This window comes from Rhizobium vallis (assembly GCF_003985155.1).
Lineage (GTDB): Bacteria > Pseudomonadota > Alphaproteobacteria > Rhizobiales > Rhizobiaceae > Rhizobium > Rhizobium vallis.
On sequence record NZ_ML133699.1, the window covers coordinates 24,741 to 47,499 of the forward strand.

Annotated in this window: 18 protein-coding genes and 3 pseudogenes; 17 read left to right on the top strand and 4 right to left on the bottom strand. The window is 57.2% G+C overall.

The genetic code is table 11. From position 1 onward, the window contains the following. Nucleotides 1-286 precede the first annotated feature (286 nt). From EFQ99_RS29180 to EFQ99_RS29190, 3 genes are all read left to right on the top strand, one after another. Nucleotides 287-2,113, top strand: coding sequence for an ABC transporter permease subunit (locus EFQ99_RS29180; RefSeq protein WP_164736458.1), 1,827 nt, complete (start codon nucleotides 287-289; stop codon nucleotides 2,111-2,113). A 2-nt stretch (nucleotides 2,114-2,115) separates the two neighbouring features. Beyond that, nucleotides 2,116-3,156 carry an ABC transporter ATP-binding protein gene (locus EFQ99_RS29185; RefSeq protein WP_126924639.1) on the top strand — a complete coding sequence of 347 codons (1,041 nt, stop codon included), beginning with the start codon at nucleotides 2,116-2,118 and terminating at the stop codon, nucleotides 3,154-3,156. A 351-nt stretch (nucleotides 3,157-3,507) separates the two neighbouring features. Beyond that, the gene (locus EFQ99_RS29190; protein WP_126924640.1) at nucleotides 3,508-4,095 is read left to right on the top strand and encodes a DUF1349 domain-containing protein; all 588 of its coding nucleotides are present in this window, start codon (nucleotides 3,508-3,510) and stop codon (nucleotides 4,093-4,095) included. 121 nt (nucleotides 4,096-4,216) lie between these two features. Here the strand turns inward: EFQ99_RS29190 and EFQ99_RS29195 are convergent, their stop codons facing one another. After that, nucleotides 4,217-6,250 carry a methyl-accepting chemotaxis protein gene (locus tag EFQ99_RS29195; protein WP_126924641.1) on the bottom strand — a complete coding sequence of 678 codons (2,034 nt, stop codon included), beginning with the start codon at nucleotides 6,248-6,250 and terminating at the stop codon, nucleotides 4,217-4,219. A 251-nt stretch (nucleotides 6,251-6,501) separates the two neighbouring features. Here EFQ99_RS29195 and istA point away from each other — a divergent pair, with 251 nt between their 5' ends. Together istA and istB are read left to right on the top strand one after the other, a co-directional pair. Further along, nucleotides 6,502-8,031 carry an IS21 family transposase gene (gene istA, locus EFQ99_RS29205; protein WP_126924643.1) on the top strand — a complete coding sequence of 510 codons (1,530 nt, stop codon included), beginning with the start codon at nucleotides 6,502-6,504 and terminating at the stop codon, nucleotides 8,029-8,031. Between the two features lie 12 nt (nucleotides 8,032-8,043). After that, entirely contained in the window at nucleotides 8,044-8,781 is a 738-nt protein-coding gene (gene istB, locus EFQ99_RS29210) for an IS21-like element helper ATPase IstB (RefSeq protein WP_126924644.1), read from the top strand. 485 nt (nucleotides 8,782-9,266) lie between these two features. Here istB and EFQ99_RS29220 read toward each other — a convergent pair whose 3' ends face one another. Further along, nucleotides 9,267-10,394, bottom strand: a complete 1,128-nt coding sequence (locus EFQ99_RS29220) for an ROK family protein (protein WP_126924646.1) — start codon at nucleotides 10,392-10,394, stop codon at nucleotides 9,267-9,269. Between the two features lie 292 nt (nucleotides 10,395-10,686). On the opposite strand from EFQ99_RS29220, the gene EFQ99_RS29225 reads away from it, so the two are divergent. The 9 genes from EFQ99_RS29225 to EFQ99_RS29265 all read left to right on the top strand — a co-directional run bounded on the left by EFQ99_RS29225 (nucleotide 10,687) and on the right by EFQ99_RS29265 (nucleotide 19,330). After that, nucleotides 10,687-11,763, top strand: coding sequence for an ABC transporter ATP-binding protein (locus EFQ99_RS29225; protein ID WP_126924647.1), 1,077 nt, complete (start codon nucleotides 10,687-10,689; stop codon nucleotides 11,761-11,763). After that, on the top strand, nucleotides 11,760-12,617 hold the full coding sequence (locus EFQ99_RS29230) for an ABC transporter permease (protein WP_126924648.1): 858 nt from the start codon (nucleotides 11,760-11,762) through the stop codon (nucleotides 12,615-12,617). The genes EFQ99_RS29225 and EFQ99_RS29230 overlap by 4 nt, the downstream gene beginning before the upstream one ends. 2 nt (nucleotides 12,618-12,619) lie before the next feature. Continuing rightward, nucleotides 12,620-13,462, top strand: a complete 843-nt coding sequence (locus EFQ99_RS29235; protein WP_126924649.1) for an ABC transporter permease — start codon at nucleotides 12,620-12,622, stop codon at nucleotides 13,460-13,462. A 49-nt stretch (nucleotides 13,463-13,511) separates the two neighbouring features. After that, nucleotides 13,512-14,627, top strand: a complete 1,116-nt coding sequence (locus EFQ99_RS29240; protein WP_126924650.1) for an extracellular solute-binding protein — start codon at nucleotides 13,512-13,514, stop codon at nucleotides 14,625-14,627. A gap of 79 nt (nucleotides 14,628-14,706) precedes the next feature. After that, on the top strand, nucleotides 14,707-15,477 hold the full coding sequence (locus EFQ99_RS29245; protein WP_126924651.1) for a glycerophosphodiester phosphodiesterase family protein: 771 nt from the start codon (nucleotides 14,707-14,709) through the stop codon (nucleotides 15,475-15,477). A gap of 12 nt (nucleotides 15,478-15,489) precedes the next feature. Further along, nucleotides 15,490-16,248: an inositol monophosphatase family protein gene (locus EFQ99_RS29250; RefSeq protein WP_126924652.1), complete on the top strand. Its 759-nt coding sequence runs from the start codon at nucleotides 15,490-15,492 to the stop codon at nucleotides 16,246-16,248. Between the two features lie 74 nt (nucleotides 16,249-16,322). Continuing rightward, the gene (locus tag EFQ99_RS29255; protein ID WP_126924653.1) at nucleotides 16,323-17,048 is read left to right on the top strand and encodes a DUF1868 domain-containing protein; all 726 of its coding nucleotides are present in this window, start codon (nucleotides 16,323-16,325) and stop codon (nucleotides 17,046-17,048) included. Between the two features lie 43 nt (nucleotides 17,049-17,091). Then, complete coding sequence (locus EFQ99_RS29260) at nucleotides 17,092-18,741, top strand: Na/Pi cotransporter family protein (protein ID WP_126924654.1); 1,650 nt, start codon at nucleotides 17,092-17,094, stop codon at nucleotides 18,739-18,741. Between the two features lie 226 nt (nucleotides 18,742-18,967). Continuing rightward, a complete protein-coding gene (locus tag EFQ99_RS29265) occupies nucleotides 18,968-19,330 on the top strand; it encodes an NUDIX hydrolase (RefSeq protein ID WP_208722832.1) in 363 nt (120 codons plus the stop codon). Here the strand turns inward: EFQ99_RS29265 and tnpB are convergent. Beyond that, a complete protein-coding gene (gene tnpB / locus EFQ99_RS29270; RefSeq protein WP_126924655.1) occupies nucleotides 19,320-19,688 on the bottom strand; it encodes an IS66 family insertion sequence element accessory protein TnpB in 369 nt (122 codons plus the stop codon). The two genes, EFQ99_RS29265 and tnpB, sit on opposite strands and share 11 nt — an antisense overlap. After that, nucleotides 19,669-20,089 (bottom strand): annotated as a pseudogene (tnpA, locus tag EFQ99_RS29275) (IS66-like element accessory protein TnpA). The gene tnpB and the pseudogene tnpA overlap by 20 nt, the downstream one beginning before the upstream one ends. 136 nt (nucleotides 20,090-20,225) lie before the next feature. Here tnpA and EFQ99_RS36050 point away from each other — a divergent pair. The 3 genes and pseudogenes from EFQ99_RS36050 to EFQ99_RS29285 form a co-directional block, all read left to right on the top strand. Continuing rightward, a pseudogene (locus EFQ99_RS36050) lies at nucleotides 20,226-20,351 on the top strand (helix-turn-helix domain-containing protein); the annotation flags it as partial. Between the two features lie 167 nt (nucleotides 20,352-20,518). Beyond that, nucleotides 20,519-20,856 (top strand): annotated as a pseudogene (locus EFQ99_RS35200) (Tn3 family transposase); the annotation flags it as partial. Nucleotides 20,857-21,506: 650 nt separating this feature from the next. Then, a complete protein-coding gene (locus tag EFQ99_RS29285) occupies nucleotides 21,507-22,751 on the top strand; it encodes an ABC transporter substrate-binding protein (protein ID WP_126924657.1) in 1,245 nt (414 codons plus the stop codon). The last annotated feature ends 8 nt before the right edge of the window (nucleotides 22,752-22,759 follow it).

The window sequence follows — 22,759 nt, forward strand, 5'->3', positions numbered from 1 at the left end:
TCTGAATGAATAATCAGCAAAATAGATATTTGCGCATAATACAGAAGCTGCCACAATACGAGAAAATAAAAATGGGAACGTGATGCGCCTTGTGGAGGCAAACTGGGCAACTTGAACGTCCCTGGCGTCGCCAGGGTCGGGAGCTGCGCTAAGCCCGCGTAGGGTGCATCGCTCCTCTCAACAAAGACAGTATGTGCGCGTCCAAAAGCGCGTCGGATATTTTTCTCAGACACGCGCTCGATAGGCGCACTAAATTGCTTGAGTCAGGAAGACGACGAATATGCACTTGTCGAAGGAACTTCAGCACGAAGGGAAGAAGGTGTTGAACACGCCTTTCAAAGACTGGAAGCTGCTGCGCCACCATGGAATGGTTGCGTTCCAGTTGATGCCACTGGTCATCCTGATTGCAGCCTTCTTGATCGTTCCGTTGCTAAGCGCAGCGTGGAAAAGCGTCAATGGAGCGACGCTGGACTTCAGTCGCTACGGCGCGATTTGGAACGACGGGATTTATTTGAGTGCGATCCTGCGTAGCTTGCAGATAGCGCTGACAACAACAATCATTTGTATCGTCATCGGCTTCCCGATCGCATATTACATGACCACACTCAGCAAACGCGGCCTCGCGCTACTGAGCATCGCCCTGCTGGTACCGCTTTTCACCGCCTTCCTGATACGGACGTACGGCTGGATGGTGATCCTCGGTCGGCGTGGTGTCCTTAATATCGCCTTACAGAATTTAGGGCTCATCGATCAACCGTTGCGAATCCTGGGCACGAGCACAGCGGTCTACATCGGCTTGGTACACGTCCTCATGCCCATCGGCATTTTCGTTATGTATGGAAGCCTGACGCGTGTCGACCGTTCCCTTGTAACTGCGGCGCAGATCTTGGGAGCACACCCGGTTAGGGCCTTTGCAAGCGTCCTTCTTCCCATGAGCCGACCGGCGATTTTGTCAGCCGCCATGCTGATTTTCATCATCTCGATTGGATTTTACATCGCGCCCGCACTACTCGGAGGACCGGCCGATACGATGATTTCACAGCTGGTAGTCACCCAAATCACGACGCTTTTGGATTTCCAGAGCGGATATGCGCTGGGTATCATCCTGCTGATGGTGACCATGCTGGTTCTTGCGATCGGAAACCGTTTCGTTCCGCTTGAACAATTGTGGTCGGTCGAGGAAAGCGAACAACAGCTTCGGCTCGGAAAAACTCGCCGCGGGGGCGGCCGCGCGTCGGGAGCATCGAGAGCGTGCAAAGCGGCAGTTACCTTGTTAGAAGATGGCGTCTACCTCATCCTGCGCCGTCCGGCCTGGCTTGCTCCTTTGCTGCTCAAGGTCGCCCTTTGCCTTGTGGTCATGTTCTTGTTGGCGCCACTTGCGATCATTTATATCCTGTCATTCAGTTCTTCTCCGTTTCTCATATTCCCGCCCCCAGGCTTTTCGCTGCAGTGGTATGAGAAATTCCTCACAGACCCCGACTGGCGCGGCGCCCTTTTCCAGAGCTTTAAGGTCGGGGCGATCGTCGCATCATTAGCATTGCTAACCGGCACCATGGCCTCCTTCGCCCTGGTTCGCGCAAAGCTTGCATGGAAGCGCGTCATCTTCCTCCTGGTTATTGCGCCACTTATGCTGCCAATTATTCTTCTCGCTCTTGGCCTGTATCTTTCGACGGCCAAACTCGGGTTGCTTGGGTCATTCCCGGGATTGATAATCGGACATCTGTTGGTTTGCGCACCTTACACGGTCGTTGTTCTTGTCCCTGCGCTGAGGGGTCTGGACCGAAACATCGAGCATGCGGCATCAACCCTGGGCGCCCCGCCCCACCTGGTCGTTCGAAGGATAACGCTGCCGCTATTGTTGCCGGCGTTCGTTGCCGCCTGGTTGATGGCATTCTTGCAGTCCTTCGACGAGCTCCTGATAACGCTCTTTCTGCTCGGCCGGCAAACGCAGACTCTACCGATCAAGATGTGGAGCGACATCCGGATCCAGCTTGACCCGACACTCAGCGCCGCCTCCAGCGTCATCGTGACTGCGGTCATCTTCATCGTTGTGGCAACTCAATATCGGGCACTACTGCCTGCACGCAAAAAGACCGACGTTTCCGGAGCATAGCCATGAGCACATCTGTTGAATTCCGCAATGTTTCGCGCAGGTACGGCGCGAGCTTCTTTGCCCTGCGCAACACCAGTATCAAAATTGCGGCGGAGGAGTTTGTTTCGCTGCTTGGTCCCTCCGGCTCTGGCAAATCAACAATGCTCAAACTGCTGGCCGGCTTCGATGTGCCGAGCTCCGGCGACATCCTCGTTGACGGCCGATCTATCCTCTCCACACCGCCCCATCTCCGGGGGATCGGCATGGTGTTCCAAAACTACGCGCTGTTTCCGCACATGAACGTGGCGGACAACATTGCCTTTCCGCTTCGTGTCCGCAAGACATCAGACGACACAATCCGGAAACGGGTCGCGGACGTCCTCGGCATCACGAGGCTAGAGGCTCTCGCCGATCGATTCCCAAGAGAATTATCCGGCGGCCAACAACAACGAGTGGCTCTTGCCCGCGCGATTGTCTTCGATCCGAAGGTCCTCTTGATGGATGAACCCTTAGGAGCCCTTGACAAACATCTGCGAGAACAGCTGAAATTTGAGATCAAACGCATTCAGCAACAATTCCGCATGACCGTCTTGTTCGTGACCCACGATCAGGACGAAGCCCTCGTGCTTTCGGACCGTATCGCGATCATGCGGGACGGCGCGATTGAACAACTTTCAACGCCGCAAGAACTCTACCACAAACCGAAAACCAAATTCGTTGCCGCCTTCGTCGGAGAATCCAATCTGATCGAGTGCATAAATGACAACGGCCGCCTGCACAGCGATGGAACCACATTTGCAATGGCTCCTGTGAAGTCCGGAAAGAACTGTGCGATCATGATCCGACCCGAGTGCATCGGGATCTCACGTGAGCCTAGCCCAGGCGCGATGGCCGGTCGAATGAAAGAGACCGTGTTCCTTGGCGAGGCCACTCGCTATATCGTCAATGCAGGCAGCCACGAGATCGTCGCAAAGCCACGGCTCGAGCAAAACGACGATTATCGACCGGGCGACGAGGTTTTCTTAAGCTGGAAAAATGACGATGTTGTCGTTCTTGACGGCTAGAACTTGGAAGCACAGATTTGGAGCAACTGTCTGTCGTGAAGATCCGGGCATAGGGAAAAATCTGCGAAGCGAGTTCCGAATCGCACCCGAGAAGGCCGTCCTGCCGAATCGAAACTGTCGCCGTTCAAATGGACCATCAAACGAACAAAACCCGCGCCATGCATGCCACCGCGGTTCGGCATCCTACCGTCCGACGACCGTCGTCGCTCTCGTGACGAAATCCGGTGAATGCGGCGCACTTTCCCTAACGTTGCTTGAATACGCTGGTCGCTCACGTCTTTGTAACGGACGGGTATATCTTAGTAGATGGTGGCAGCGCGGTTCGATTGGAATCAGCGATAGGAGAGAGCAATGGACCTGACGACGGCAACACCTTTGAACAAGGACTTCGGCACATTTATCATAGCAGGCGACAGCGTGGAGATCGAAGCACTTAGCGGTACGAATTATTTTGTCAGCCCAGACGGTTCCCCGCCCGAGCTGAACGCGCCGTCGCTGGAGGTTACTATCACCTCGCCGGTTTTTGTTCTCCAGGCGAAGGTTACCGCCACCCTCAGCACGATTTATGATGCCGGGGGGCTGATTATCCGTACCGCGTCCGGGCACTGGGCCAAGTTGGTCTATGAGCTTTCGGCGCTCAATGCCCCCACCATTGTCTCCGTCGTCACGCAAGACACGTCCGATGATTGCAACTCGGAGGAGCCGGGGGTCCACTCGGTTTTTCTGCGCATCCACAAGGACGGCAATTTGGTAGCTTTCCACTGGTCTCTCGACGGGCGCTTCTGGAAGATGGTGCGAATCTTCGCGGTCGGCTCGGCTGACACGGCCTTCAGCGTGGGGTTACTCGCTCAGGCACCGCTGGGTCAGCCGTGCCGAGTGAAGTTCGAAGAAATCGCAACGTCGTCCATACGGATCCAAAATCTCCGCAACGGCAGGTAAGATGAGCCGGGCGGAAACTAATCCGCTCGGCTCTGTGAAGGCGAAGCCAAATCGATGTGGCGACTCGACGGTCATCATTTCCAAAGTGACAGCCTGCCCAGACGTTGAAAGCTGTACTCCTTCAAAGCTCCTCCCACTCGGCCGCCACTGTCGCCATGGCACGATGTCCGCCGAATGCACCTGCAAGCTTGCGGGAGAGCGCCTGTGCCGGCGAGGAAACCGGCCGACTGTCCGGAGTGATTGGGCGCGGGGTTGCTCTCGCCTTAATCTTGAAGCGGGCGATCAGCCGGGAAAGGTTCGCCGCCTCGTCGGCGAGCCGGTTGGTGGCCGCCGTCGATTCCTCGACCATCGCCGCGTTCTGCTGCGTCACCTGATCCATTTGGTTGACGGCGATGCTGACTTCAGAGAGACCCGTCGACTGTTCTTTGGCAGCGGTGGCGATCGAATGCACGTGCCCGTTGATCTTGACCACGTGCCCCTCGATCAGTGTCAGCGCCTGGCCGGTCGCGGTCACAAGTTTGACGCCGGAATGGACCTCTTCGCCTGACCGGTTGATCAGCATCTTGATGTCCTTGGCAGCATTGGCCGATCGCTGAGCCAGTTCACGCACTTCCTGAGCGACGACCGCAAAGCCCTTTCCGGCCTCGCCAGCACGGGCGGCCTCGACCCCGGCATTCAGGGCAAGCAGGTTGGTCTGGAAAGCGATCTCATCGATGACGTTGATGATCTGGCCAATCTCGCCCGAGGCCTGCTCGATCCTGCCCATCGCCGAGACCGCTTCTTTGACAACAGCGCTCGACTGCTCGGCACTCCTGCGCGCTTCGTCGACCATCTGGCCTGCCTCAAGGGCGCGCTCGGTCGAGTGCTTTACCGCGACCGTGATTTCCTCGAGCGCCGAGGAGGTTTCTTCCAGCGAGGCGGCCTGCTGCTCCGTGCGCTTGGAGAGGTCGCCGGACGCTATCCGCATCTCACCTGCACCGCCATTGATCGTATCGATGGCAGCGCGCACCTCGCCGAGGACTGAGCGCAGGTTTGCCATCGTCGCGTTGACGTTGTCCTTGAGTTCACCGAAAGCCCCTTGGAACTCGCCCTTCATGCTTTCCGTCAGATCGCCCTCGGCCAGTGCTGCTACGACACGGCGGGTCTCCGTGATGCCGTTGTCGACGGATCCCACCAGCTCGTTGACACCCTCTGCGAAGCGGTCGAGATCGGCATTGTCATAAGCCTTGGTGATACGCTGCGTGAAGTCGCCGGCAACCGCTGCCGACACTACCGCGCCAATGCTGACTTGCAGATCGGCACTTTTCGCCTGCAGCGCCGCCTCCTGCGCGTTCAGCTCGCGCACTTTGATGCCGTTTTGCTTGAACACCTCGACCGCGCGCGCCATGGCACCAATTTCATCCCGGCGATCGACGTAGGGAATGTTCGCATCGAGATTTCCGCCAGCCAATGTACTCATGCTGCCTGTCAAGGCAGAGATCGGTCGCGCGATGGCTTTTACACCCAACACGGCGGACGCGATCAGTGCAGCAATAGTCAATAGACCCGCGCCAAGGTTAAGCCGGAAAGCGAGTGTTTCGGCTGCAGTTGCCTCTGTTTCCGCCTGTGTCGCCATTGTCTTTGCCGACTCAACGCCCTCATCGAGTAGGTTGGATATCTCGGTGGTCATCCCGGATAGTTTTGCTTGGACTTCTCTTTCTCGACCTTCGAGTGCGGGGTCTTCACCTTTGATCTGCGACTCTGCCTTTATGACCTCGATCATATCGTTTGCCGTCACAAGATAGCTTCCGGTCAGCGCTTTGAGCTTCTCAATCCGGTCTCTGTTGACCGGTAACCTCAACCCGCTCAATGCCTCGTCCAGATAGCTGATAACCGACTTGTTACGGAGGGTAATGGTGTCGACGGCATTGGTGATTTCCTCCGGGGAGGACGCAAGACGCAGATCGCGCATGCCGACCTGCATGCCGCGCATCGATGCCTTGGCATCAACCAAATTACGCGAAACAATCAGTTGGCTTTTCAGATAGTTCGAGCGTTCTTCCACCACGTGACCACCTTGCCACGCGATGAAAAGCATGACGGTTACCATAGCGATACTACAGATAGAAAGCGCGGCTAGCTTGGCACCGATGCGGGACAAAATATGCGACAGCATTGTGTTTCTTTCAAAAATGCCTCGCGAGATGCTGTCATGCGGCTCGCCAAAGCCCGGAGTGCAAATTCCGAGGCAATCCGCCCCCTGATTCCGAAATGATCTCGCCCCCCGATTCCGAGAATTAGTCGCCCCCTTGTTCCGAGATGATGCCGCCCCTTCGGAAGGGATATGGCGTGGGTGTTCTGCCGGTGTGAAGTTCCTTCCGTCGATAGTGATGGGGAAGGAACGGGATGCCTGCGGAGAGACTGGAGATGCGGCGTGTCCGCGAGATACTGAGATATCGGGCCGAGCAAGGACTGGGCCACAAATCGATTGCGGTTCGGGTCGGGGCAGCTCCGTCGACGGTGCGCGAGACCCTGCGGCGTGCGACGGCTGCGGGGCTTTCATGGCCGTTGGATGACGAGGTGAGCGATGCCGTCCTGGAGGCGGCGCTCTACAAGGCGGCCGGGACAAAGACGGGTCATCGCCGGGCCCCGGAGCCGAACTGGGCCGAGGTCCATCGCGAGCTCAAGCGCAAGCACGTGACGCTGCAAATCCTCTGGGACGAATATATCGGCCGTTATCCGGATGGCTATCGCTACAGCCGGTATTGTGACCTTTACCGTGGCTGGGCACTGAAACTGCCGGTGACGATGCGGCAGGAGCATGCGAGCGGCGACAAGCTGTTCGTCGATTATGCCGGCGACACGGTGACGGTCGTCGTTGATCGGCTGTCGGTCAAGACGCGGCAGGCGCACTTGTTCGTGGCGGTCCTGGGAGCGTCCAGCCTTTCGTTCGCGCAGGCGCGCTGGACAGAGACACTACCCGACTGGATCGAATGCCATGTTCAGGCGCTGGAGTTCTTCGGCGGTTCGCCGGCGCTTCTTGTGCCCGACAATGCCAAGGTGGCGATCATCAAGGCGTGCCACTTCGATCCCCAGGTCAACAGGACCTATTGCGCCATGGCGGCGCACTATGGGAGCGCGGTCCTTCCGACACGACCGCGGCGGCCGCGCGACAAGGCGAAAGTGGAAGCTGCGGTTCGTATCGTCGAGCGCTGGCTGTTGGGCCGGCTGCGCCATCGCGTCTTCTACAGTCTCGCCGAGGTCAATGCAGCGATCATGGAGTTGCTCCATGACCTCAACGACATCAGGGTCTTGCGTCGGGTCAATTGCACGCGGCGTCAATTATTCGAGGAACTCGATCGTCCGGCTTTACGGCCATTGCCTGTCGAGCGCTATGTCTTCGCCGAATGGCGTATCCGGCGCGCTGGACTGGATTACCACGTCGAGATCGAACGGCATTATTACTCCGTTCCCTATCGCTTTGCCCGCGAGCAGGTAGAGGCACGCATCACCGCCAATACGATCGAGATATTCCATAAGGGCGAGCGGATTGCCGCGCACCGCCGCTCGAGCGGCAACGGCAAGCACACGACCATCCCCGATCATATGCCCTCGGCGCATCGTCGGTTCGCCGACTGGACGATCGAACGCATTCGACGCGAAGCCTCAGCCATGGGGCCGGATGTCGACCTGTTGTGCGAGCGCATCCTTGCCGACCGGCCCCATCCAGAGCAGGGCTTTCGCGCCTGCCTCGGTATTATCCGCCTTAACAAGAGCTTCGGCCGCGACAGAGTCAATGCCGCTTGCGCCCGAGCGCTGGAGATCGGGGCCCGGACCTATGGGTCGGTGCGCTCCATCCTCGACAATCGCCTCGACCGCACGGCGAGCTCGAATGGAGCCGCCTCGCACGAACCGATCCACCACGAGAACATCCGCGGACCTCGCTATTACCACTAAGGAGAACGAAGAATGCTTGCTCATCCAACACTTGATAGACTGAACGCCATGGGCCTGGCCGGCATGGCCAAGGCCTTCGGCGAACTCGTCGCCAACGGCGAGGCCGAACACCTCTCTCATGCTGAATGGCTCGGACTGCTGCTCGAACGGGAATGGAGTTCCCGTTACGACCGCAAGCTCGCGGCGCGCCTCAGATTCGCCAAGCTTCGTCATCAAGCCACCCCGGAAGATGTCGATTATCGCGCTGAACGCGGCCTCGACCGTGCGCTCTTCATGAAGCTGCTCGGTGGCGACTGGATCGGTGCCCACGACAATCTCGCTATCTGCGGTCCCTCAGGTGTCGGAAAGAGCTGGTTGGCTTGTGCCCTTGGCCACAAGGCCTGCCGTGACGACCGTTCCGTTCTCTATCAGCGTGTCCCACGACTCTTTGCCCAGCTCGCGCTCGCGCGCGGCGACGGCAGATACGCTCGCCTGCAACGCACCTTGGGTCATGTTCAGCTGCTGATCCTGGACGATTGGGGCCTTGAGCCGCTCAACGAACAGGCCCGTCACGATCTGCTTGAAATCCTCGAGGACCGCTACGGCCGTCGATCGACGATCATCACCAGCCAACTCCCCGTATCAGCCTGGCACGGTGTCATCGGTGATCCCACCTATGCCGACGCCATCCTGGATCGCCTCGTCCACAATGCCCACCGCATCGAACTCAGTGGAGAAAGCCTACGCCGAAATCTGCCGCGCAAAGCTTGACACATCACTCGAACGAACTGGCAACAATTATTGCCTGCAGACCCCTGAGACAGGGGGCGAGATCATCCCGGAATCCGGGGGCGCAATCATCTCGGAACAATGGGGCGGCTTCATCGGAATCGGCACCCGGAGCATCGCCTGCATCATGCGCGCGATAGACAAGTTGCACAGCGACGGAAGAACCAACGTTTCGTCGCAACAGAGCAATCGGTGCAACGACTAGCTTACCAAAAGGTGAAACCGGGTACCGTCGACTGCGCGGCGAACGTCGTTTCTCGCGGGATTCGGACAATGGCCACTTCTATTGGCTAAACCTGTGAACTGGAACGGGACGGTCCTTGCAGTACTTTCCCTTCGAACGAGAGGAATCCGCTGGTCAGTTTAGCTGACAGCCTCGCGCGTATAACTAGCTTTGACAGTTATGACCTTACTCACGCGCGAGAAGTAGTCCATGTGTCGGTGGTGGCGTTCCTACCGGATCGCAATCAGACAAAATACAGTTCTTTGAGTGGAATAAGAGCTGCTCCGATCACGGCGGGGTCCCCGTCTACCATGCTGAGAATACGTTTTGGCTCGACTGCGGCCACTCCTGTTCGCCAATAGCGGTCGGAGAATGGCAGCTCGATTAAGCGTTCTCCTAAGCTGCGTGGGAGCTCCCCGCCAAAAACGATAGCGGCTGGATCGAACACTCCCCACATCGCGTCGATTGCACGGTTGAGGTGGGGTTTAACCTCTTCAATCCAATCCTCCACGCCAGGCCATCCAATATCGAAGGTCTGGCGCAGTTCAGCGACATTCGTCACCGATACGCCCCTTAATCGGAGCCGCTTGATGAGCTCACCGAGGGCGGGCCGGTGGTTCACCTCATCAAGCGTGTAAAGTCGGCTGATTTCGCCTGCGTTTCCGAAAGAGCCGAATATAGGCTTGCCGTCGATGATGATCCCGGCTCCAAAGCCGTAATTGAATGAGAGGTATCCGAATGTCGGGTACTCAAGGCCCGCCCCGACGATGGTTTCGCCTATTGCTCCGGTCGTCGCGTTGTTCTCCGTCCATACGGCGGCATCGAAAAGTGCGGAAAGCTCGCCCGAAATGTTTACGAGAGACCAATCTTTTAGCGGTTCAGGGGTGACGAAAAATCCATCCGGCGGGACAAAGAAGCCGGACATCGCAAAGCCGACGCCCGCCAGTTTTTCTCGTGGAATCCCGTTCTTTCGCATTGCCGCGACAGATCTTTCCTTGAGCGCAAGAAGCGTCTTGGCCCGATCTTCTGGCGCAAAATCGAGTATTTCCTGATGGATCACTCGGCATCTAAAATCACAGATGCAGAGCGAGGCGCTGTCTGTATTGATAGATATTCCAACCGAGAAAACTGCTGCCGGATTTAGCTCCAGGCCCTTACTGGGCTTGCCTCTTCCTTCGATGACGGTGTCGCCAAGCGTGAGATAGCCCCCACCAAGGAGGCCATCGATGATGCGATGAACTGACGGTTGCGTGAGGTTTGTCAAAGGCGTGATTGACGACCGTTTAACGCCTCTGTCACGTCGGACGATCTCGAGGATCAGACGCTCATTTTCGGAGAGCGGTGAGCGATGCCTGGTTGGTCTGGCGGCCATATGACCTTCTGTCTCGCGAATGGGTTCCGGACGTTATCTTCGTATCACCTGATCGATCCTTATCCAATATGCAATTTAGCCGATCACTCTATTTTCATACATACCGCATTTAAATATCCGGCAGGAATATGAATTGCGCCTTTGTGTTGAATTCAAGAGGATAAAATCACGTTTAATCATAATATTACAGGTATTTCGAGCCGTCACAAAATTTTCATTTGCATTTTCAGAAAACGAGCTATTATCATGCATAACGTATAAAAAACATTGCGGCACGCCGCAGGGAGGCAACGTGAGTGAACTGAGCATCACCGATGCGCGCATTCGATTTGGATCGTATGAGGCGCTTAAAGGAATTTCGGTGGCGGTCGCGCAAGGCCAACTCGTCACGTTGCTCGGCCCGTCGGGCTGCGGGAAAACGACCCTGCTGCGCGCTATTGCCGGTTTCATTCCTCTCGACGACGGTGCAATCACTATCGATGGCGCAGATATGCGCGAAGTACCACCCGAGCGGCGCAACACAGCGATGTGCTTTCAGTCCTATGCGTTGTTCCCTCATCTGACAGTGTTCGAAAACATTGCATTTGGTCTTCGGCAAAAGGGAACGCCGCGAGACGATCTCGACAAACGCGTCCGAGCCTCGGCAGCCCAGGTTTCGTTAGAGGCACAGCTTCAGAAACTTCCTTCTCAGCTGTCCGGTGGGCAGCAGCAGCGCGTCGCACTTGCGCGAGCGCTGGCTGTCCGGCCGGGAGTCATCCTTTTCGACGAACCCCTGTCCAATCTAGACGCCCGGCTGCGCGACCAGGTCCGGTTCGAAATTCGCCAGCTTCAAAAAGCCCATGGATTCACCGCGGTTTATGTCACTCACGATCAAGCCGAGGCGCTGGCCATGTCTGATTTGGTGGTGGTGATGAATGCGGGCAGCATTGAACAGGCGGGCACCCCCTACGAAGTCTATTATCGCCCGGTGAATCGCTTTGTCGCTGACTTTGTCGGCACCGCGAACATCATGCCGGTTCGTGTCACGGCCGCCGATGCAGGCCGAGGCACCTATCGCGTGACCAGCCCGATGGGCGAAGTCACTGTTCAATCGGATGAACCCCCGGTCGCGGAAGAAGTCTATGCAATGTGGCGGCCGGAAGACGCAGTCGCATGTCCGGAGTCTTCTGACCTATCAAATGTCGTTACGTTCGAGATTAAAGCTCAGAGCTTTCTCGGGAACCTCACAGATCTCGCCGTCGCGCCCCAGGGATCAGACGTTACCTACCGGGTTCAGATTTTGGGCCAGACGGAGATCTCCGATGGAAGTCTCCGTAGCTTCCAGATCGCTCCTGAAAAGGTTCGCTTCCTCAAGGAGCGGGTCCAATGAATGCGGGCAAGAAACTTCGCGCCTATCTTCTTCTTCTTCCTGGTTTGGGACTCATCGTCGCTTTCACAAGCATCGTCATCGGAATGGCGATTTCCCAGTCGTTTGGATATCTGAATTTCTCCGGAGAGAGCGACTTTTCGACCAGATTTTGGCAGTCCGTGTTGGGCGATGCTCAGCTATGGCGCGCGTTCTGGTACTCGGCACGTGTTTCCGTGATCAGTGCGGTTTTGGCCGTGGCGCTTGCCTATCCCCTGGCTCTCTGGTTGCGGAAACCATTTCCGGGATCAAGCTTGATAAGCGCAGTCCTTAAGGCGCCGCTCCTGGTGCATGGTCTTGTCGCGGCGTTCTTGTTCATCAACTTCATTTCGTTCCAGGGCTTCTTCAATCTCGCTCTGGTCAAATTGGGCATCATCGCGCGCCCGATGCGATTGCAAAATGATCCATACGGTTTCGGCGTCATCTTCCTACAAATCTGGAAACAGATGCCCTTTGCGCTCCTCATTCTGACGGGTGCGGTACAGGCAATCGGCGATGATATCCTCAATGCCGCGCGCGACCTTGGAGCGGGAGCACTATCGCGCTTCCGCAAGATTGTGATGCCACTTACCCTTCGGTCGCTGCAAGCATCCCTGATCCTGATCTTTATTGGTGCAGCCGGCGACTTTTCCTTCCAGGTCGTCGCTGGTCCGACAAGCATCAACTCGATGGCGCAGTTTATGCTGCGGTCTCAGGAAAGTGGAACCGGCTGGAACATCGCTGCTGTGGTCGCGGTGTTGCTCATGCTCCTCAGTCTATTCGGCGCGATCATACTTGCCGCTTTGACTCAGCTCGTAACTCGTCTGGGGAGGGCATAATTATGGTCACCAGTCGCTCGAATTCTGCCGTTTGGATCAACCGCGTTCTCATCTACACGCTGCTGATTGTCGGCGCATTTTGGCTCCTTATTCCATTTGCGCTTGCTGCACTCTGGTCCTTGGTGGATGTCGATCATCCGTGGGCCTATCCCGCTATGTTTCCGCCTGTCCTTTCTCTTACCCGTTGGGTCGAGGTGTGGAACACGACTGCCCTCCCGGAGGCGCTGGTCAACAGTTACACTCTTGCGCCCTGCGTGGCCGCGGTCGCTTTGGTCCTTGCGCTGCCGACGGCATACGCTTTTGGGCGTCTGGAATTTCCGGGCAAATCGGCGATGCAGATATTGACGCTGCTGCCGCTCGTTCTGCCGGGCTTCGTGGTGGCGATCTTCTTCTCTTCGCTGCTGATAAAGCTCGGTATCTATTCCAGATTTGCAGGGATCCTGATCGGCCATACGGTCATGTTCCTTCCCTATGCCATCAGGATCTTGAGCGTTTCGTTCGCGTTGATCCGACAGGACCTGATCGATGCGGCAAGGGATCTGGGCGCGCCGCCGGTCTCGGTTTTTCGCACAGCCTATCTGCCAATTCTTCGGCCGGGATTGATGGCGGCTTTCATCATCGTCTTCATCATGTCAATTGAGGAATTCGCGATCTCGTACGTGATCGGCGCTCCGGATTTCACCACCGTTCCGACGATCCTTTACTCTTACCTCGGCTATAACTTCATCCGACCGAACGCTGCGGTCGTCTCCCTGATCCTCGTTGTCCCGAATGTCCTGCTGATGCTGTTGGTCGAGCGCTTTCTTGGAAGCGCAAACCCGGCCGCCATCACGGGAAAGGGATGACGTTGATGTTTGCTGATGCCACCACCACTCGATCCGTAGGAAACACTCAATGTTGAAGAAACTAACCGTAATGAGCATGGCGGCGATTGCTTTGGCACTGCCGGTCAATGCTCAAGAAATAAACACCATGTCATGGGACCAGATTGTCGCCCAGGCAAAGAAGGAGGGTCAGGTAAGCTGGTTCCAATGGTACTTCCAGGACCGGTTCCGGGAGCAGATCAAGGCCTTCGAAACCGAGACCGGCATCAAGGTCACCATCCCTGATGGCAGCCATGACGCTAACCTGGCCAAACTGCTCGCCGAGAAGGATCGCAAGGAGGGTGACATCGATGTCATCTCTCTGTCCGGCGGCGACCTGAACAAGTTGAAACCCGAGCAAGTATTGTTCGGACCAATCAACTCGATCATCCCTGGCGGGCCGAAGCTCCGTTACAAAATCGAAGGCGGTGACAGCAAGGGCTATGCACCGGCTTTCTGGGGCAACCAGTCGGTAATCGCCTACAATCCTGACCGTATCAAGGAAGCGGATCTGCCGCGCACGCTCGAGCAGTTCTCTGCATTTTTCGAGAAAAATCCCAATGAGATGGGCTTCAACGCTGCTTCGGCAGGTGGTGGATCCGGTCCGGCGTTCATCGAGTCTGTCACCCGAAAGCTCGTGCCCGATGTCGACTACGCTGCTGGCGTATCGAACCCTGAAATACTGAAGAAGCTTTCTCCCGCCTGGGATTGGTTTCACCAGCGCAAGGACCAGTTCATCATTACGGCTTCCAACGCGGATAGTATCACGCGTCTGACCTCCGGCGAATTCATGATGGTAGCGTCGTGGGAAGATTTCGTCGCCGGTCTCCAAAAGAAGGGCGAAGTTCCGAAGACTATCAAGGTCTATGTGCCCGATTTCGGCCTGCCTGGCGGCGGCAATGTCGTATCCATTCCCGCTAACGCCAAACACAAGGCTGCAGCCCTGGTGCTCGTCAACTGGTTGACGAGCGGCAAGACGCAGACCTCGTTCAGCCGTGAATTCGGCTCGGCTCCCCAGAACCCCGATGCGGATTCCAGTGCAGCTCTTCTCCCGCAGGCCGACCTCGCCAAGAGCTTTACCTGGGCAGTGAAGCCTCTTGGCGACGACCTGAACAAGCAGTTCGTCGAAAATGTAACCCTCAAGTAGCCTCCCGCTTTGAGGGTTTGGCGAGGGATCCATTCGCTCAACGGGATCCCTCGCTTCCCCTCACTTCAAAGGAAAGAAAATGTCTCAACATGAACTGCGTGCCAAGCCGGCCGCCGACCGTCAATTTGTCGTCCCTGAAGCGATTATCGCGCATCGCGGCGCTCCACTGCTTGCTCCTGAAAATACATTGCCGGCGATGCGAGCCGCGGTCGAGAAGGGCGCAAAATGGGTCGAGATCGATGTCAAGCTGACGAAGGACTTGCGTCCGGTCATCATGCACGACGACAAAGTCGATCGGACAACGAATGGCACGGGCTTCCTGGCTGCACTGAATTTCGAGGATGTCCGACGATTGGATGCGCGAGCGAGTTTCGGCGAGGAGTTCGCTGGCATCCAAGTCCCGACCTTCGAAGAACTTATCGAAACTATTCTTGAGCTTGATGTCGGGCTCCAGGTCGAACTGAAACCCACCCCCGGCGATGACGTCGATACTGCAGAGATCGCGTTGAAGGTCCTGAAGGACATGTGGCCGCGCAACCGCGAGCGCCTGTTCATTACGAGCTTCTCGATACAGTCGATCCACGCTGCGGCTCGACTTATGCCCGATGTGCCGCGCGCGTTTGCGGTTGTCGTGCCGCCTCGTGACCCGATTGCCCTCCTAAACGAAACCAAATCTCAGGTTCTGCATCTCCTCCAGGACGTGCTGACCCCGGAGTCCGAGAAGATCCTTGCCGACAGCGGCATCGAGTATGCCGTCGCTGTGGTCAATGACCGCGAAAAGGCAAAGCAACTGCTGAAGAACGGGGCCCAGACGATTTCGACGGACATACCCGATCTACTGGACGCCTAAGGAAGCGGTGCGATGACAGATGTTCAAACGAGGCTGGCGTCAGCGAACGCAATCATGGCGGACGCCGAAAAACTTGCTTTGAAGTTCTTCCATGAGCGGGACCGGTTTGTCCTTGAGGAGAAAAACGCTAGTGAATTCGTCTCAGAGGCCGACCGGGAGGTGGAGGCTCTGATCAGGAAACATCTGACCGATATGCTTCCTGAGGACGCCGCGATGGGTGAAGAAATGGGCGGTGAGGGCAGTGATGCTTTCTGGTCTATCGATCCTATCGACGGAACCGCAAACTTCCTACGTGGCACCCCCCTCTGGGGTGTTTCACTGGGATATGTCGAGAACGGGCGTTCGACCGTCGGCGTGATTTCCTATCCCGTGCTCGGCATCCGGCTCAGCGCAGGTGAAGGTCTCGGCCTTTCCAAAAACGGAAAACGGTTCCAGCGCAACGTACATTTCCCATCAGTCAGGGTAGCGGCTGTCGGTGAGAGCCCTCGCTGGACCATCGAGGGTATTTCCGAGATCGAGATTGCCCTCCGTAAGGCCGGCTGGGGTGTCGCGGAGTTCCGATGTGCCACCATCGGACTGGGCTTCGCTGCCCTCGGCTACACGGACGGATACATCGAAAAGAACACCAGCATCTGGGACATCGCTGCTGGATCCGTGATCTGCTCGGAAGCTGGCCTGACGGTTATGCATGCGGGAACCTATGAGGTTGCGACACAGAACATCATCGCTGCGACAGATGAGGTTCACGATATTATCGGACGCTTGTTCTGAACGGCTCGCCAACGAAGACGGCTGACTATTCTTACGCCGCCTTCGACTATCATTCGTATGAGAAGGTCGAAAATTTGAAAACGCAGCAGCCGATGGCATCAATGCGAGCCGCTACCGACGGCACCCACTATCCGAATGGCGTGGGAACAAAGTTCCATGCTGACGGCAGCGTGAAGCCGTTCCCAGGCAACACTATTATATGCCATCTGGATCCTGGGAGCGGCTTGAGTTCAGCGCTACTCGATCTCCACAAAGTGCTGCGAACGCATCGCCTTTCGCATCTCTATACCCTCCTGCCGCCTTCTAGTTGGCACATGACGGTGTTCGAAGGAGTAGTCGACGCGAGGAGAGAGCCTGGCTACTGGCCGAGTGACCTGCCGGCGGATGCGCCCCTTTACGATTGCAATCAGCATTTCGAGCGAAAAATCGAGCACTTCAATGCTCCGCTCGATCTGCCATTAGAGATCGACGTAAACGGTTGGCAACCGCTCGTAAATGGAATCGCGCTTCGTCTGTCACCCAGGGCAGCATCCCAAGAGGTCGGTATCCGCTCCTTCAGGGACGCGTTGTCGCGATTGCTCAATATTCGCCATCCCGAGCATGCGACTTATGAGTTTCACCTCAGTATCGCGTATCTCATTCGCCATCCTTCCGAGACAGATCGGAGGGAGCTTGAGGGTCTTCTTGACAACACAACAATCAAATTGCCGACCCAGTTCGAGCTGGGCGCACCTGAGTTTTGTCACTTCGACGACATGTTCGCGTTCCGGCGCAGATTTTTTCTCGAAGGAAGGCTCTGACCGCAGTGCGGCCAGAACGCCAACAAGGAATGTATCGAAGGCTATGCAATCCACGATCGTCATGATAAATCTGTTCGGTGCCGTAGCCTTGCTGCTGTTCGGCCTCACGCAGGTGAAGGATGGCGTGTCGCGGGCCTTCGGCGCCAAGCTCAGAACCGGACTTGCGACAGGCACCTGCAGCGGTCTTCGCTCCTTCGTCTCGGGCTTCGTCGCCACTATCGCGCTGCAGAGCTCGACGGCCACGGCGCTGATGGTCGCCTCATTCGTTGAGCGTGAGCTGGTCAAGCCGCGCATGGCGCAGATCGTCCTGCTCGGCGCGAATGTCGGCACCGCGGTCACCGCCTGGATCGTCGCGACCGGCATAGAGTGGCTGTCGCCGCTCGTCATCCTCGCCGGCATCGTGCTCTATCGCAGCGGCTCGACCTCCCGCCAGGGCGGCGGCACGGCGCTGATCGGCATCGGTCTGATGCTGCTTTCGCTGCATCTCTTGAGCAGCGCCACCGAGCCGATGCGCCAGTCGCCGGCACTCGCCGCGTTCATCGGCCTCTTGGACAATGCCTGGCCGGTGGCGCTCGCCTTTTCCGCCGGCATCGCCTTCATTTCCTCCTCCAGCCTGGCCGCCGTCGTTTTGATCCTGTCGCTTGCCTCGACCGGCATTCTTTCAGCGGGCCTGATCATCGTGCTGGTGCTGGGCGCCAATCTCGGCGGCGCCATTCCGCCCGTCGTCGCCTCGCTTTCCGGCCCGCCTTCGGCGAAACGCGTCACGCTCGGCAATCTGATCGTGCGCGCGATCGGCTGCGCCGTCGCACTACCGCTCGCAGGCTATGGCGCCGCTATCCTCGAAATGCTGCCGTTGTCCCCGGCGAAGCTGCCCGTCGACGCACATCTCGGCTTCAACCTGCTGCTCGCAGCCCTTGCCTGGCCTTTCTCGCGCTTCCTGTCACTCTGGATGCTGCGGTTGGTTCCGGAAGAAGTGCCGCCCGACAACGCCCCGAAATATCTCGACCAAGGCGAACTCTCGACACCCGTCGTGGCACTCGCCAGCGCCACGCGCGAGACCCTCGGCGTCGGCGATCTCATCGAACGCATGTTGATGCGCGCCTCTGATGCTTTCGAGAAGGACGATCTCGCCAAGCTCAAGGAAATCCCCTCGCTGGAAAAGCGCGTCGACAGCCTGCAGCAAGAAGTGAAGATCTATCTTTCCAAGCTTGGCCGCGAGGGCCTGAGCGAGGAAAACGGCCGCCGCTCGATCGTCATCGTAGACTATGCGATCAATCTGGAACATATAGGCGACATCATCGAGAAAGGCCTGCTGTCGCAGGTCACAAAGAAGGCTTCGCTGGGCCTGAAATTCTCCGAAGACGGCTATGAGGAGCTGAAGAAGCTCTTCCACCTGACTATCGACAACCTGCGCATCGCCCAGACGATCTTCGTCACCCGCGACTTCAAGCTCGCGAAGCAGATGATGGAAGTGAAGGTCGAGGTGCGGCGGATGGAGAAGCAGTCCTCGGAGCGCCACCTCGAGCGCTTGCGCGACGGCCGCGCCGAAAGCTTGCAAACCAGCTCGCTGCATCTCGACATGCTGCGCGACCTGAAGCGCATCAACGCCCATATCGTCTCGGTCGCGCACCCCATCATGGACGAACATGGTCTGCTGATCGAAAGCCGCCTGAAGGACGCGTCACGACAATGACAGCCCATTTTGCGAAAAACCACAGGAATGACGGTCATGGGCGCGGTGCGTAGCTCTCATTTTTCAGAAAAAAAAACGGCTGTCCGGTCGGCCGGGGAGTTCTGACTTTGCATTGCAATATGGAGCGATCTGCCTTCGATTTTCGCCAGGGTCCGATTGTGTAGTCGAGGTACTTCTCATCACCAGCCGTGACACTGGTCGATGGGTAATCCCTAAAGGCTGGGGCATGGCAAAGAAATCTTCGTTCGAGGTTGCCAAGGAGGAGGCATGGCAGGAAGCGGGCGTGAGGGGCCGGGTCTGGAAGAAGTCTGTGGGGGCCCACGAATACGGAAAGGTGTTGGACAACGGCGAGATCGTCCAGGCGCAGGTCCGAGTTCACCTCATCCTTGTTTCCAGGATTGAGGAGAGGTTTCCTGAGAAAGGGCAGCGGAAATCGCGCTGGTGTTCGCCGGCGGAGGCGGCAGAGGCTGTCGACGAGAGGGACCTGAAAAAGTTGTTCGAGAAAGTGCCGGACGAGGTCGGAAAGCTACTCCGGCGGGGCTTCAAGCGCGGCAGGGATAGTCACCCGGCAGATCGTGTTACTCCGTAGCAACAACTGATTGGTGTTCACTGAGGCATTCTATGCTCTCTCCTTGGGAAAGGGCCTGCATATCTTGGTTGTCGATGATCGGTTGCTCTGTCGTCAGCATGACCACCGGCACCTCGCGACGGGGCCATCGGAACTTGTCCTCGGTCAACCGCTTCAGGACCATCACAAAGCCGGACCGATCAAAAAACAGGAGCTTCATTCGGTCGTGACGGCGATTGCAAAAGGCAAAGACTGCAGGCGCAAACGGGTCAAGCTCCATCGTTTCCTGGACCAGGACCGCAAGGCTGTTGATGCCGGCCCGAAAGTCGATCGGTTCGCGATGCAGGTAAACCTTGAGATCAGCGCCAAGTCTGAACATGACCCAGCGCTCCTATTATGGCAGTCAACCCATCGACATCACTGCATTCCACCGTCACGCTCACCCCGTTCGGCAGTGAAGCGCTCAGCTTGGCCGCACAAGACAGCCTCTTGATGCTTTTATCCAAGCTGCTGCGCTGCACTGCCAGGCTCCGATCGGGACCGACCTGAACCGGAACGAACGCCGGACCCCCAGGCACAGGATGACCAAGCCGCTTGGCCCTCTGTATCCATTTCCGCAGGAGATTGACATTCACGCCGTGTTCAAGCGCAAGCCGCGATACCGAGACCCCCGGTTCAAGGCAGGCTGCAACAAGACGATCTACCGAAGCTGGGTCATATCGACGGCGGCCGTCACTATCCCACAAGCCGCACCCGCAGTCTTTGCTCATCTTCTTCCATGATTTGGTGTCCACCTATTTTGGTGGACACTTCATGCCTGAGAGCACTGCGCTTCAGAAGGTGCGCAGAAATTCGCGCTTACGATGATCGACATTCCAACTACGAATCAAACCCAGTGAGGAACCCAAACTTTCAGCTAGAAGATACGCCACAGGCGGCGCGACGGATCGTGTCGGAGTTGGGCCTGAGGAAGATGACGGGGAGGGGGTCTGGCGTGGGGCATGCTGGGCGGAAGGTTCTAATCCTTTCAAGAGCGAGATGACGGCTCAAGGAAATTGAGTGCGCGCATTTTTTTAGAATATGTAACATATTTTTCATTTCTTCTAAATTGAGCTAATCCCTTTTTCGATCCTAGAGTTTGGATCACAGGCCGGTGGGAGGCGGCTGAGAGAGGCGCGGCGGCTTGCTGCTTTTCCGGAGGAGAACCATCGACGGCTGGAGATCGATCCGGAACTGCAGGCGCGCGCGTATCATCCGGAAGGTGGGACCAGATGATCCGGGAGGGCAACGCAACGCCGGCCTGGCTTGCCAACGACTTCAACGCCAGCCGTCGCCACGCTCTGATCGTGGCTCAAGTCATCAAGCTTTCCCAGAAGCTCACGGACTATTCGGTGACGATGTTCATCAAGCTGATGGGCAAGTTGTTCTCGCAAGCCAACAATCGAAAGAAGCAGCGACCGATGGACTGCAGAGCGAACACCGCCAAAGCACTTCGCTTATTTCTAGATACGATCACCGCACTGCAGTCCGCCAACGGTCACAAGAGATAATATCATGGCCCCTTGTGGTACGATTTCTCATCGCAGTGATTGTAGAATGTGGCGTGCTTGCAGTCGCCGTGATCGCGGATGTCGTGGTCGTAGCCTTGCGTGCGATGGATGGTCTACCCGCAGTTCAAAACGTTTCGCGATACTGACCGAATCTTCAGCCGGGTTCCGGCCACATGCGCCCCGAAGCAATTATCGAGACCCAGATCGAATTGCCTAGGAAGCTCGGGGCGGAGATTTTTACGGATGCCGAAGGTGCTCTCGATCCGTGAGGATCGGTGATCTCGCTCCGCTCAACACCTCCAGCGGTGAAGGTGTCGCCCGCTACGCGGTTGTGTCCCCCGGCGCCTGGGTCCGTAAGGTCCTCGCGCGCCGTTCGACACGCTTTTGACTGTTGCCCGTCTACGGGGACGAGGCGGAGGATTAAGCAGGATGTAAGCTGCGAGCAACTTGATCGCGTTGCCTTCAAAAGGGCTAGTGGGCTGAGTGGGCGTGTTCATGACTTAGACGCAGATCGATGAGATGTTATCTCTTACTGGCTGCGATGTGATCTTCTGATGTAGTCCACAGCATTGAACATATCTGTTGACTCTGTGGTACTATCTCAGTATGCCATTGTCATAGCTCTTTGTTCTTTGGGAGGAACTTTTATGAAGAAATTGGCAGTGGCTGTCTCATTGGCAACCGCTCTCCTCGGCTCTACGGCTGTTTACGCTGCCGACGTCGAGGTCGTGCATTGGTGGACCTCGGGTGGCGAACAGGCCGCCGCGAAGGTCTTCGCCGAAGAATTTAACAAGACCGGTGACACCTGGGTCGATGGTGCCATCGCTCTCGGCGAAACTGCCCGCGCCACGGTAATGCAGCGTGCTCTGGGCGGCGACCCCCCCGATGTCGCGCAGTTCAATCCTGGCCGTCAGTATGAAGAGCTGATCCAGGCTGGCCTGCTGCTTGACCTCACTCCGTTGGCGGAAAAAGAAGGCTGGGACAAATTTATCCGTCCCAAAGCGACCGCCGATAAATGCCACATCGACGGCAAGTGGTGGTGCGTCCCCACCAATATTCACTCCCAACAGTGGGCTTGGATCTCCAACGCCGCGTTCGAAAAGGCCGGCATCACCGAGATTCCAACCGACATCGACGGCCTAGTTGCTTCTCTGCCTGCTCTTAAGAAAGCTGGCGTAATCCCGATTGCTGTGGGTGGTGATGGCGGCGGTTGGCAGATCACGCTTCTTGCCAACGCGCTTTTCCTCAACATCCTGGGCGCGGAAAAACGCGAAGCGGTGCTCAAGGATCTGGACACCAAAGTTGCTGCCGGTCCGGAAGTTACCAAAGTTTTCGAAACCATCCGTGCCCTGTCAGAATATTCCGATGAAGGCGCGGCCAACCGCAACTGGAACGACACGACGGCTCTTGTCCTGAACGACCGGGCCGGTTTTCAGATTATGGGGGACTGGGCTCACGGTGAATTCGCTTTGGCCGGTAAGGTCGCGGGAAAAGATTATACCTGTGCCCTCGGGCCTTCCAAGAAGCCCTACATCTCGCTTGGTGGCGACATCTTCGTGTTCTTCAAGCAGAACGATCCTGAAGTCGAGCGCGCTCAGCTCTCTCTGGCCTCGATGATGGTCAGTCCCGAAGTGCAGGTGAAGTTCAACCTCGCGAAGGGTTCGCTGCCGATCCGTTCAGACGTCGATATGTCGGCTGCCGACGCCTGCATGCAGATCGGTATCCCGCTGCTGGACGATCCCTCCCGCGTAGTGCCGTCTGACAGCACCTGGCGAACCGAGGCCTTTCAGCAGCAGGAGAACGCCCTTTACTCGGACATCTGGTTCAATAAGGATCTCTCGATTGCCGACGCACAAGCGCGCTTCGTAGACATGATCGCCAACGCCAATTAATCGACAAC